The 12716-nt window shown below is 25.5% G+C and carries 12 protein-coding genes, 1 tRNA gene and 1 other RNA gene; 5 read left to right on the forward strand and 9 right to left on the reverse strand.

Annotated elements, in window-relative coordinates:
* Positions 1-274: 274 nt before the first annotated feature.
* From MBFIL_RS08820 to MBFIL_RS08835, 4 genes are all read right to left on the reverse strand, one after another.
* Entirely contained in the window at positions 275-643 is a 369-nt protein-coding gene (locus MBFIL_RS08820; RefSeq protein WP_066973668.1) for an OapB/ArvB family protein, read from the reverse strand.
* Positions 644-657: 14 nt separating this feature from the next.
* Entirely contained in the window at positions 658-1275 is a 618-nt protein-coding gene (locus tag MBFIL_RS08825) for an Era-like GTP-binding protein (RefSeq protein WP_066973669.1), read from the reverse strand.
* A 248-nt stretch (positions 1276-1523) separates the two neighbouring features.
* Positions 1524-2222, reverse strand: a complete 699-nt coding sequence (locus MBFIL_RS08830; protein WP_066973671.1) for a metal-dependent hydrolase — start codon at positions 2220-2222, stop codon at positions 1524-1526.
* A gap of 392 nt (positions 2223-2614) precedes the next feature.
* Positions 2615-4309 (reverse strand): phosphatidylserine/phosphatidylglycerophosphate/cardiolipin synthase family protein, encoded by a 1695-nt coding sequence (locus MBFIL_RS08835; protein WP_066973673.1) that lies wholly within the window; start codon positions 4307-4309, stop codon positions 2615-2617.
* 292 nt (positions 4310-4601) lie between these two features.
* Between MBFIL_RS08835 and MBFIL_RS08840 the strand changes: the two genes are divergently transcribed.
* Positions 4602-4832 (forward strand): class III signal peptide-containing protein, encoded by a 231-nt coding sequence (locus MBFIL_RS08840; RefSeq protein ID WP_066973675.1) that lies wholly within the window; start codon positions 4602-4604, stop codon positions 4830-4832.
* Positions 4833-4892: 60 nt separating this feature from the next.
* Complete coding sequence (locus tag MBFIL_RS08845; RefSeq protein ID WP_066973677.1) at positions 4893-5075, forward strand: class III signal peptide-containing protein; 183 nt, start codon at positions 4893-4895, stop codon at positions 5073-5075.
* Positions 5076-5175: 100 nt separating this feature from the next.
* On the opposite strand, the gene MBFIL_RS08850 is transcribed toward MBFIL_RS08845, so the two are convergent.
* A complete protein-coding gene (locus tag MBFIL_RS08850) occupies positions 5176-5652 on the reverse strand; it encodes a phosphopantetheine adenylyltransferase (RefSeq protein ID WP_066973678.1) in 477 nt (158 codons plus the stop codon).
* 489 nt (positions 5653-6141) lie between these two features.
* Between MBFIL_RS08850 and MBFIL_RS08855 the strand changes: the two genes are divergently transcribed.
* The 3 genes from MBFIL_RS08855 (at position 6142) to MBFIL_RS08865 (ending at position 9994) form a co-directional block, all read left to right on the forward strand.
* Positions 6142-7710 carry a radical SAM protein gene (locus MBFIL_RS08855; RefSeq protein WP_066973680.1) on the forward strand — a complete coding sequence of 523 codons (1569 nt, stop codon included), beginning with the start codon at positions 6142-6144 and terminating at the stop codon, positions 7708-7710.
* 221 nt (positions 7711-7931) lie between these two features.
* Entirely contained in the window at positions 7932-9047 is a 1116-nt protein-coding gene (locus MBFIL_RS08860) for a pyridoxal phosphate-dependent aminotransferase (protein WP_066973682.1), read from the forward strand.
* A 38-nt stretch (positions 9048-9085) separates the two neighbouring features.
* Complete coding sequence (locus tag MBFIL_RS08865; RefSeq protein ID WP_066973683.1) at positions 9086-9994, forward strand: cation diffusion facilitator family transporter; 909 nt, start codon at positions 9086-9088, stop codon at positions 9992-9994.
* 83 nt (positions 9995-10077) lie between these two features.
* On the opposite strand, the gene MBFIL_RS08870 is transcribed toward MBFIL_RS08865, so the two are convergent.
* The 4 genes from MBFIL_RS08870 to MBFIL_RS08885 all read right to left on the reverse strand — a co-directional run bounded on the left by MBFIL_RS08870 (position 10078) and on the right by MBFIL_RS08885 (position 12287).
* Positions 10078-10162: transfer RNA gene (locus MBFIL_RS08870), tRNA-Ser, on the reverse strand.
* Positions 10163-10443: 281 nt separating this feature from the next.
* Positions 10444-10757: signal recognition particle sRNA (gene ffs, locus MBFIL_RS08875), an RNA gene on the reverse strand.
* Between the two features lie 206 nt (positions 10758-10963).
* Positions 10964-11395: a CBS domain-containing protein gene (locus tag MBFIL_RS08880; protein WP_066973685.1), complete on the reverse strand. Its 432-nt coding sequence runs from the start codon at positions 11393-11395 to the stop codon at positions 10964-10966.
* The gene (locus MBFIL_RS08885; protein WP_066973687.1) at positions 11358-12287 is read right to left on the reverse strand and encodes a 2-phosphoglycerate kinase; all 930 of its coding nucleotides are present in this window, start codon (positions 12285-12287) and stop codon (positions 11358-11360) included. The genes MBFIL_RS08880 and MBFIL_RS08885 overlap by 38 nt, the downstream gene beginning before the upstream one ends.
* Between the last annotated feature and the right edge of the window lie 429 nt (positions 12288-12716).

Here is a 12716-nt window from a genome sequence, read left to right on the forward strand (position 1 = left end):
TCAAATCATTAAGCTCAGTAGAACTAATATGACGCACCACTACTTCTTTAGAATCTTTACTCATATACCAATATTATATATTTTATACTATATAAATATTGTCAAAAAATAGGTATCGTACTATAATTATTTAACAATTATAAGTGTGTTAAACAATTATAAACATTTGAAATAAATAAAATAATACAAATTTATAAAATAAATATTCAACAATATAGATATTTAATGATATAGCTGTTTTATAAAATATAACTAACTATATAAAAATTAAAAGTTATGATATAACTTCATCGGATTTTGTGATATCCGCCACCATAGATAAGAAGTTAGATTGTTTTTTAACGGTTTTCATTAAGTTAGCAGGTCCAACTATTGTAATAACAACGGTTTTTTTCTTAGAAAAACCTAAGAATGAAGTAGTATCTTTTTCTAATGTGTGAACATCAATTCCAACAAAGTTTTCAATATCTATTTCCCTCATAGTTGTTTCAATTAACTCAGTCCGTTCATAATTAGTTAATCCTCCCTCCATAACAACGATATTACCTTTTTTAACTCGTTCTATAATCATGTATATTTTTTCCATACTTGATGCATTTTCAAGAGCTTCAGAAGATATAAAATCCATTTTTAAACCATTCATTTTAAAATCTCCTTTTAGTTGAATTTTTTAAACATTTCTTCATAAAGATCATCCAATTTTTCCTTTTTAAGAGCAGAAATAGGAATAACAGTGTGTTGTGGAAAAACTGAAATTATTCTGTCTATATTTGCATCAGAATGATCAATTTTGTTTGCTACAACAATAAATGGGATTTTTCTTGCTTCTAAATTTCCAATTATTGTAATATTAGTTTGTGTTAAAGGATCCATAGTAGAATCAACAACAAGGAGAACACCTGTAACATCATCAAGCCATTTAATAGCTTCGATGATGCCTTTTGTTGCTTCTTTAGCTCTACTTTTTGCCTCATCCTCTTCTAGACCATATTCTAAAAAATTTTTATAATCTACTTTAGTGGATATTCCTGGAGTATCAATGATATCGAATTCAAGTCTTGTGTCATCGTTTTCTATTACGACTTTTTCCTGCTTCATTACTGATCTTGTTTCATGCGGAACATTAGATGATTGACCTATATCATTACCTATCCAATCATGTGCTATAGAGTTAGCTAAAGTTGTTTTTCCAGAATTAGGATGCCCATATAGACCAATATTAACTTTTTTATCTTTTGCAAAAATATTCCTTAGATAATCTAAAAATTTTACCATTTTATCACTCAAAATAAGTTACATACTTAATTAAATATTATTATTATATAAATTTATGATAAAACTGAAAGCTATAAATAAAATTATGTAACTTGATTAATATATTTTATTTTATTATTATATACAATTTAATATGATCTAAAATATTATATACATTTCCACATGTTACATGTTATATTACATGAAAATACATGATATGAAAATATATTAATATTATATAGATAGTACTATGATTTAAATGTTTACATTCAATACTTAAATGTTTCACCAGAATTTAAAACTATAACATCAATATTTGGATTAAATTGTTTTACAAAATTTGAAAAAATGTTTGTATCCTGTTCTATTACTGGGAAAGTATTGTAATGCATGGGAATAACTTTTTTAGGTGAAATCCACATAGTTGCCAATGCTCCTTCAAAAGGACCCATAGTAAATTTCCCTCCAATTGGAATTAAAGCAATATCTGGTTTATACAAAGCACCAATAACAGTCTCCATGTCACTAAACAATCCTGTATCTCCAGCATGGAAAATTTTAGTTCCATCTTCAGTTTCTATTAAAAAACTAGCTGCAGAACCTCCAGATATAGGTTCTTCAATAAAATCAATAGATGAAGAATGAATAGCCTCCAACATAGTGATTTTAACACCACTAACGGATATAGATCCACCTATATTCATACTTATTGTATTAAATCCTTGTTGAGATACAAATAAAGCCAATTCATGAATAGCTATTGTTGTAGCCCCAGTTCTATTAGCTATTTCTAATGTGTCTCCAAAGTGATCAGAATGACCATGTGTTAAAAGAATATAATCCACATCAATCTCCTCAACAGCAATATTAGTACTAGGATTATTACTTATAAATGGATCAATTAAGAATTTTAACCCTTTATCTGAAATTATTTCAAATGCAGAATGCCCTAACCATTGTATTTCCAAATTTACATCCCCTTATTATATGTTTTATGATCAAATAATAATTATTAACTAATTACATACTACTTATTAACTAATTACATACTACTATTTACAATTAAATACTCTTAAACTAAGTATTGTATAATCACCTTATAAAATAACATGACCATTGAAAATATTTAAAAATATCAGACATAATAAAAATATTTAAAAATATTAATGCTCATTATTATAAGTTATTTATAAATATATTATAAGATTATTATAAAAATAACTATTTAATTCATAAAATATAGAAAAAAGTAAAATAATAAAAAATGAGAAATAAATAATAATGATAATGATCAGATTTGAGCAACAAGTTAAGAATAGATGATAAAAATAGATATGTTATTAGATAATTGAAAAAGAAATTAATATAAATCTAATCTTAAATCATTACTTATTGCCCATAAGTCCTTAAATGAATTTTTAATATCATTAACAACATCAATATCATTATAAAGAGCTCCAACCTCAAAGTCACTATTTCTATCTGCTTCAGATATTATTAATGCATTATTATCAGCTATTATATTAGTTGTATTTATAAAAGGTAATGTTTTTACAGAAACTCCTCTATTTAATAATGAATTAATTAAAAGAGCATATGATACATCATTAGGATCAAATCCTTGTATAATAATCTTAGTATTGGTTGTAGAGAGAATATCTAAGAATTTGTTAGATATTCCTTTTATAGAGGTAGATTCTATTAATATTTCATGTTTAGCTGTTTTGATTAACCTTTCAAAAGCATTGTCTGAATCAATTAACTCATCACCATACAAAACAAAACTATTACTTTGAACATCATCATTTAATTGGTGTATGAAATTTTCTTTAGAACTTTTCTTCAAAACACTTTTTAATTCAGTATCTTTGTTAGATAGTAAGTTAGGTGAATTAAAAGAAGAAAAATTAGAATGTGAAAAAGATCTACCACTTACGGATTCAGATTTTTTGTTAGGTCTTGCAATTTTGGTAGGTTTATCGTAATTAGGTGTGAAAACTAATTTAGTGGTTGTTGCATCGTTTTTTAAATTCGATTTAGATTTTATTTTGGATTTTAGATTTATTCTAGATTTTTTAGATTTTAAAGCTAATTCCTGATTGTTTTGATCTTCAATAAACTTAGATTTGATAGGACCTACTTTATTAGAGCCTGTGTTAATAAAATTGGACTTAATAGGTGTAGGTTTACTAAGTTTAGCCATGTAAGAATTATCATCAAAATTAAAACCAGATTTTTGTTTTTTAGTAGGACAGCTTAAGTTATTTGAGTTAATACTAGAAGCATTATTAGAATCAATATTAGATTTAGTAGGTTCTGGCATATTATTTTTATTAGAATTCATTTGATCAACCTTCTGAGAATTTTTTAGATCATTAATAGAGGATTTTGAAGAATCTATAGTTTTTTTATTATCATAGCTATTAATCATATCATTAATAACAATATCATTAATTTTATCTGGATTTTCATTGATAAAATTATTAATATTATTAGTATTATTAGTATTATTAGTATTATCTAAATTAATACTTTTTTTATTATTGTGTTTATTATTATATTTATGCGAATTAGAATTTTGATTACTAATATTTTCATTATTAGACTCATTTGAATGAGACTTTTTAGTATCAATATTACTATTTATAGTTTTATTATTAATATGTTCATTATTAATTATAGTTTTATCCCTATTATTATTTTTATTTATAGTTTTATTATTATTTGTAGTTTTATTAATATGTTTATTATTATTTGTAGTTTTATTATTAATATGTTTATTATTATTTATAGTTTTATCCCTATTATTATTTTTATTTCCATTATTCCTAATTTCATCAATATCAATTGTATTTTTAATCCTTTTTTTCTTAGTTCTAATTTTATAGAAGCTTATTACACCACCAACGAAGAAGTAAAAGCCTATAAGGAACATTACAGCACTAAAAATTAAAAAAATATCTTTAAAATGATATATAATAACATGATAAACAAAAACAGAGCTTATAAACATTAATAAAAGCCCTCCAACTATATATTTTGCTGCATTTGCCATTAGATATCCCCTGTGCGAAAGTTGTGTTTAATTTTATATTTAAATCATATTCAAACAAAACCTAAAAACAATTTTAGATAATGAATTTAGTCATAGTTGATTATTTTCTATTTTAATCATTGTATGAATAATTAATTATTAGTGTTTAAATTTATTGACATCAAACTTTATAAATTTAATGTTTTTAAGATGTGAAAAATGTTTTACAAGTGAAGAATTAATGTAATACTTTTTACAGAATAAATAATATTATATATGAGTTTCAATAATATGAAGAAATAGAGGTGAAAAGATGATTTCAAAAATAAAAGATGAAGTTACAAGTTTAAAAAACTTAAAAAATGAAGAAATAGGTCAAGGAGCCGCTGAATATATACTACTCTTTGGTGGAGTAATTATAATAGCTATTGTTGCACTTTTAATTTACAAAAGCTATTTTACTCAAGGTAAAACCGGATTAAATGCAAGTAGCGATGTAAATGAAGTAAGAGATATGATAAATTCTACATCCACCAGTACATGAATAATATATATTAAGTATAAAAATATGTACATAAATAGGCAAATATGATATTAAGATATCATGAAAAAACTGTATAAAGACAATAAAGCTCAAGGAAGTGCGGAACTCATATTAATAATGGGAACAGTATTAATAATTGTTTTGATTGTTGGATCATATATAACAGACATTAGTAAATCAATAAATGGACAGATACATGAAGCAATAGAAACTGGGAGAAATTCTATATTAAATAAACTATAAATAAACTATAAATAATTATAAATAAGTATAAATAAACTATAAATAAGTATAAATAAACTATAAATAAGTATAAATAAATAGTTAAGAACTAAAATATTCCTTAATCTGCAGATATATTTTTTAATAGCCTACCTTTTTTATCTATTTCTCCTTTGCGAATACGTGTTGAAGAAATAGGAATACCATCATCTGCAAAAACAAAACTAATAACAATAATATCTAATGGATCCATATTATTACTAATGCGAATTTTGTTAATTTCAATAGCTGTAGGTTCAGTTTCTTCACTTACAACAATTGCATCAAAGTCTTCTTCATAAATAGCTGTACCATAAGGATCGTCAAGTCGTGCAATATGAAAAGAAAGGTTATTTTTATTTAAAAATTCATTTAAATTAAACATTCTTTTTTTACAAGGCTCAACATTACCTTTCACACAAGCAAAGCTATCAGATGTTACCCCAATAACTACCTTTTCTCCTAAATCAAAAGCCGTTTCTAAAAGCTTCCTATGACCCTGATGAAACCTATCAAATGTCCCACCTACAGCAATCTTTTTATATTGTTTTACAGTCATTTAAATCATCAATAACAAAATTCGTTAAAGTATTCTACAAATTAATAAAAATTAAAGCTACTAATTTATATAATAATTAATAATTTATTATACATTCTAAGATTAATAAAAGTATTTCTTATTCTTGAAATGATTATTTCATGAAATAAGATACGATAAAACTTTTATTTCATGACAGAAACTTAGAAAAATCTTTGATTTCTCGTTTTAAAAGTTTGTTCATCACGATAATAGATTGATTAGAAATAAGTTATTGTATACAAATTTTATACATCTTTATAAATTATAATTAATTATTTAATTATAATTAATTAGTATTTAATAATTGATTTACAATTATTTTATAAATATGTATCCTAATTAATAAGAAAAGAATAAATAATAATAAACTGAAATAGACAGATATGATTAAATTTAGTATCATGATATAAAGTAATTAATTAAAATAAAATAATTAAATATAATATCTCTTAAATTTTCAGTGATTTAATGATTTTTGAAGAAAACACTAGGGTTAAAAATCCTTTAAATATAGATATTAGAGTTGCTTCATGTTATCCAAACATTTACAGAACTGCTATGTCTTCATTAGGTTATCAGATAATATATGGAATGATAAATGATAGGGAAGATTCATGGTGTGAACGAGTTATTTACCCATCAAGTAGAAGTATTGAGTCAAATAGTCCTTTAATTGATTTTGATATTATTAGTTTCACAATACATTACGAAGAAGATTATTTTAACCTTTTAAAAATGCTTAAAAGTGGACAGATACCTATTGATAAAAATAAGAGAGATAATAGCTATCCCTTAATAATAGCTGGAGGACCATGTGCAACATCAAATCCACTACCTATCTCTCAGTTTGTTGATATGTTCATTATTGGTGAAGCTGAAGTTATGCTAAATAATGTTTTAGATTTATACAAAGAATTGAAAAATCCTAAAGAAGAAATAGCTAATTTTTTAGAAATACATGGAGTTTATATCCCAAATCATCATGTTAAAAGAGGAATATTAAGAAATATGGACAAAGCCTATCACATAACTAATCCAATAATCACTAAAACTGAGAATAAAGAATATTTACCTGTTTTTTCAAACTCAATTTTGCTTAACATATCACGAGGATGTACAAGAGGATGTAGATTCTGCATGTCAGGATATGTTTATAGACCTATAAGAGAAACATCCATTAATAAATTAATTAAAATAGCTATTAAATCAAGAGAAAGCACAGGATTAAACAAAATCTCATTAATTGGATTTGCAGCTTCTGATTATTCAAAAATAGATCAGTTAATATCTAAGCTTAGAGACTTAAACTTCCAAATATCAACACCATCACTTAGAATAGAAACAATTAATCCTGAAACACTTCAAAATTTAGCAGAAAGTGGATTAAAGACGATTACTCTTGCACCTGAATCAATATACTCTCTTAGAAAATCACTTAACAAAAATATTCATGATGCTGAACTTTATAAAGTAATTGAAGATACTATAAGCTTAAATTTTAATATAAAATTATATTATTTAATTGGAATTATGAATGAAACAAATGAAGACATTAAAGAGCTTTCAGAACATATAAAATATATAAACTCCTTAAAAAATAATAAAAATAATGGAAATAAATCAATTAAATTTAGTGTAAACCCATTAATTCCAAAACCTCATACTCCTTTACAATGGGAAAGTTATGATATAAAAGATATAAAAAGGAAAATAAAATATTTAAGAAATGATTTAAAAAATATAACTATTAAATTTGATAGTGCGAAAATGGGATTAATTCAATATGTATTATCCACAAAAGGATCAGAAGTTGGAGATTTAATTAAAAATTCAATAGATTATAATAATAATCAAAATATTATACTTAATCAATGGAAAAAATATAACCAAGGTTATAAATTAGATGATGAACTTCCTTGGGATGAAATCAATGTTGGAATAAATAAAAATTTCTTAATACAAGAAAGACAAAAGATTTTAAACCATGAAAGAACTCCATGGTGCAAAAACAATTGTTATCAGTGTGGATCATGCTAAAAAAAATAAGAATTAATAAATTAAGACAATGATTTCGCAAAATATAAAAAGTAATAAAAAAATAAACTATTTAAAGAGATTTTGGAAAATCTTTGATTTTTCTAAATCAGTGTTTTAAAAGAGATTTTGGAAAATCTTTGATTTTTCTAAATCAGTGTTTTAAAAGAGATTTTGGAAAATCTTTGATTTTTCTAAATCAGTGATAATAAAGGTAATTAAAGATGATTAAACCTGCTAAACGATTAGAATCTATAGAATTATCCCAAGTAAGGAAAATGTTTGAAATAACTGATGAAAATGCTATAAACTTAGGAATAGGTGAACCTGATTTTAATATTCCTGAAAATACTAAAATAGCTATTGAAAATAGCTTAAATGAAGGATTTACCCATTATACTCCAAACAAAGGAATTATTGAATTAAGAGAAGCTATTTCCAAGAAACTTCATAAAGATAACAATTTAAATGTTTCTACAGATGAAATTATAGTCACTGTTGGTGCTAGTGAAGCATTATACATATGTGCACAAGGTTATTTTGAAAAAGGAGACGAAATTTTAATTCCAGATCCTGGATTTTTATCATACAAAGCATTTGTTGAATTATCTGAAAGTAAAGCAGTTCCTGTTGAAATTAAAATAGAGAATGAATATAAAATGAAAGTTGAAGAAGTTCAAGATAAAATAAACTCAAAAACAAAAGCATTAATTTTAAATTCACCATCAAATCCAACTGGTGCAGTCATGGACAAATCAGATGTGAAGGCTATTTCAGATCTTGCAACTGACCATGATTTTTTAATAATTAGTGATGAAATCTATGAAAAAATTATTTATGATGCTAAACATTACTCTCCAGCTGAATTTACAGATAATGCAATTGTTATAAATGGATTTTCAAAAGCTTATGCTATGACAGGTCTTAGAATAGGATACTTAGCAGGACCTGAAGATATGGTAGAAGAATTACTTAAAGTTCATCAGTATAACAACGCGTGTGCATGTTCACTATCACAAGCTGCAGCATATGAAGCATTAACTGGACCTCAAAATGAATTGAATACTATGGTAAACGAATTTAAGCGTAGAAGAGATCTAGTTTTAAAGAGAAGTAGAGAAATCGGATTAAACACTCCTAATGTTGAAGGATCATTTTATATATTCCCAAAAGTAAATAATCCTCAAGAATATGTTCAAAAAGCACTTAAAGCTGGAGTTATTACAGTTCCTGGAAGTGGTTTTGGAATATATGGTAAAGATAATATAAGATTATCCTATGCTACATCTTACGAGAACATAGAAGAAGCTATGAATCGTTTAGAAACGATAAAAATGTAAAAATATGAAAAAAATTAACTTAAAATGGAGAGATTCATATAGATCATTCTACAAGAGACAAAGAAGGGAAAAAAGCTGCTTTAACTGGTATTGGAGGTAATTTATTCTTAACATTTTTTAATATAATTGTTGGGATTTACTCAGGTAGTTTTGCACTTATAGCTGAAGGAGCCCATACATTATCAGATATTGCAACTTCTATAATAGCTTATGTTGGATTTAAAATAGGACAAAAACCACCAGACAAAGACCACCCTTTAGGTCATGGAAGAGCAGAGCCAATAGCTGGTTTGATTATTGTTATATTCTTAGCATTTGTAGCTTATGAGATCTTAACTGAAGCAATAAACAAATTGTTTTTCCATGGCACAATTCAAACACCTAATTATTTAGCTATCATAATGGCATTAATAGGCATAGTTGTAAATATAGCTATGACACGATATATAATGAGTATTGGGGAAAATATTAACAGTCCTGCAATAATAGCTGATGCTAAACACCAACAAACTGACATATTTTCATGTATAGCTATTTTAATAGGAGTTATTTTATCACATACAGGCTATCCTTTTTTAGATCCATTAATTGGACTTGTTATTGGAATTATTATAGTTAAAACTGCTTTTGAAGTCGGAAAGAACAACATAAATAATATTATGGGAAAATTGCCATCTGATGAGATTATAGAAGATATAGAAAAAATTGTTAAATCTATTGATAATGTTTATGGAATTCATAACGTGAAAATTAATTATTTTGGATCTTATGCATTATTAGCATTACATGTAGATGTTAATCCAGAATTAAGTTTAATAGAATCTCATAATTTAATTCATTATACCCAAAATAGAATTAAAGAAGAAATAGACATTATTGAATATGTTACAGCACATGCTTGTCCATTAGGTATAAAATATGATCCAATTTATGAAAAAAAGCAGTAAAAGAATTCCAAAGCAAAATCAAAAGATAAATGAAACAATAGATTAAAAATAAGAAAATAAATAGATTAAAAATAATTAAAGAACGCCGGGAACGGGATTTGAACCCGTGTGATTCAAAGAATCATTGGATTAGCAGTCCAACGCCGTACCAGGCTGGGCCATCCCGACATGAAAATAGAATTTAAAAAATCAAATAAACATAAAGTCCATATAAACATATACTACTTTATGTATGTATCATTTAGTATATAAATTTTTCTTATATCTTAAACAATTAAATAATTTTAAGTATACATTTTAATTGTAATAAACCCATTTCTAATAATTAAAATGCTTATTTTTTAGAATAGGTTTTGATCAACTTAAATTGTTAATTTAGAAAATCCTTGATTTCTCATTTTGAAATGTTTGTTTCATATTAAGAAACAATACTATCTAATATAAGCATTAAAATGGCACATTCAAAGGTGGACAAGTATCATAAAAGTAAGTAATCTGCAAAATCAACTCCACCCCGTTTTTCTACAAGCATCAGCTGTTTATAGCAGAGCTGCTCCTTTCCAGACCTAACACATTCCCATAATAAACATAATTAACTTTAACCCTCCAGTTAAAGATTTATGACCATTAATCCTGTAGGACGAAGTTTCTATATCAATTTTACAGGCTTAAATCCAATCAACAGGTCGCCCCTTGAATTTCGACCACACCTAAGGGGGTGTGTGCTTACAGAGGACCCCTAACCCTCCAGTCTAGCCAATATTAATATTGGTATTAATGTTATATAAACTTTCTTAATTTCCTTTAACAATTTCAAAGAAATATACAAAAACATTATAAAAAAAATAGCTATTTTAAAAATTATTTAAGAGATATATGAATATCTAAATAAATTAGTTAATTAAATATAAAATAGCTATTTAAATCTATTAAATCTATTTAAATTGATTTACTATCTAATTTATTTAATTAATCCAAATTATTAAAAAAATCAGAGTTTCTTAAAACCTTGTTTACTGCTTTAATAACATCTCCATCAGATATTATGCCTACAATTTTATTATTTTCTATAACAGGCAATTGATTTACTAATCCACCAGCTTTATTATTTTCCAGCAGACTTAATGCATCATAGAGATTAGATTCTGGAGAAATAAACTCTATTTCCTTCGCCATTACAGAAGATACTTTAGTTCCTAACTTATAATTGTCTAATATTAAGTTATGACCTAAATCTGAAGCTGTAACAATACCAATCACATTTTTATCATTATCAATCACAGGCAAAGCACTTATTTTATTTTTCATTAGTTTCTCAAAGGCAAAAACAACATCATCATCCGGAGATATTGTAATAACATCCTTAGTCATTAATTCTTTCACTTTTATATTTTTTAGCATTAAAACCACCATATGTTTCACTAATATCTTTAATTATATAATCAATTGTTGTAGCAACATTCCTATTTTCAATTAATGGAACATTGAATTTCTCAGCTTGAGACATAAAATAATCTTGAGTTTTCCTAATAGATTCAAAATTGTCCAAATATATTTGAAGTGGTCTTCTAGCCCACGTTCGTCCACATCTAGAATAAAATCTACCTTTATGATCATTTTCATCAGATAAATTTAGAACATACATCATAACATTATCTTTTTTAAGGAGTTCTTTTTTGATAAAACCTGGAACAGCGTGTACTCCTTCAATAACCATGCTCATTCCTTCTTTAATAGCTCTTTCAATAACTGCATCTATACCTACGCTTACAGTATCAACTTGCTTCCTAAATCCATATAATACCTTATCAAAACCACTTGGAGGAGGAACTCTAAGTCCATTATGTGCTAAAAAGCTTGATTGGTGAATAACTGGAATTAATTCTTTTGATAAGATTTTACGCATGACTTCCCTTATCATATCTGTACTAACCATATTTTTTATACCTAAACGATTAGCTATTTCAAAAGCTATTGAAGAAGTTCCAACACCTGAAGCTCCTCCAATTAAAATGATTAATGGATCAGAATTAGATTTAATTGTTCTCCAAGACATGTATTTTTCAGCTATTAAAGGATATTCAAGTCTTAAATCATTAATAATGATTTCAACAAGTTCTTCAATAGTAATTAAATCAATATCTTGTTTTTCAAGCTTTGATTGGATATGTGAAGCAAAGACATATGCCTCATCAGGACCCATTTCTGCCCGTGTTAATGATCTTGAAAGAACCCCTTTTGAGAAATGTTCTACATATCTTTTCCCACCAACATTTCCTTGTATCATTACTATAAAACCATCTCCACATATCATAGTTACATTACATACAAATCATAATATTAATCAATAATATGAATAAATTAATTGATTAAAAAAGCCAAATAGCTAATAACTCTATTAAATTTAATCTATTAGATCTAAATTAATGCTCAAATCTTAATTAAATTATGAGTAAAATAATTATACAATTATAACTTTTTATATATATTCCAATTTTTTATATTAGTTAAGATAATTAATATACTTTGTTATTTTATTCTACAACTCCAAAATAAAATAAATAAAATAAATAAAAATATGTTAAAAATATGTTAAGGAGATCTTCCATAATTCATTGATTAGTTAATTGATATTTATTGGTTTATATTGTGATGATGAAGTAATATTAAGTTAAAATAAGGATTATTATTTAGTTTATTGGGTTTTAAGTGGGTTATGTTT

Source organism: Methanobrevibacter filiformis, assembly GCF_001639265.1.
Lineage (GTDB): Archaea > Methanobacteriota > Methanobacteria > Methanobacteriales > Methanobacteriaceae > Methanacia > Methanacia filiformis.

Coding starts and splice junctions, on each gene's coding strand:
- MBFIL_RS08820 (WP_066973668.1), bottom strand. CDS start 643: ATGAATGGTTTAAAAATGGATTTTATATCTTCTGAAGCTCTTGAAAAT.
- MBFIL_RS08825 (WP_066973669.1), bottom strand. CDS start 1,275: ATGGTAAAATTTTTAGATTATCTAAGGAATATTTTTGCAAAAGATAAA.
- MBFIL_RS08835 (WP_066973673.1), bottom strand. CDS start 4,309: ATGGCAAATGCAGCAAAATATATAGTTGGAGGGCTTTTATTAATGTTT.
- MBFIL_RS08840 (WP_066973675.1), top strand. CDS start 4,602: ATGATTTCAAAAATAAAAGATGAAGTTACAAGTTTAAAAAACTTAAAA.
- MBFIL_RS08845 (WP_066973677.1), top strand. CDS start 4,893: ATGAAAAAACTGTATAAAGACAATAAAGCTCAAGGAAGTGCGGAACTC.
- MBFIL_RS08850 (WP_066973678.1), bottom strand. CDS start 5,652: ATGACTGTAAAACAATATAAAAAGATTGCTGTAGGTGGGACATTTGAT.
- MBFIL_RS08855 (WP_066973680.1), top strand. CDS start 6,142: ATGATTTTTGAAGAAAACACTAGGGTTAAAAATCCTTTAAATATAGAT.
- MBFIL_RS08860 (WP_066973682.1), top strand. CDS start 7,932: ATGATTAAACCTGCTAAACGATTAGAATCTATAGAATTATCCCAAGTA.
- MBFIL_RS08880 (WP_066973685.1), bottom strand. CDS start 11,395: ATGCTAAAAAATATAAAAGTGAAAGAATTAATGACTAAGGATGTTATT.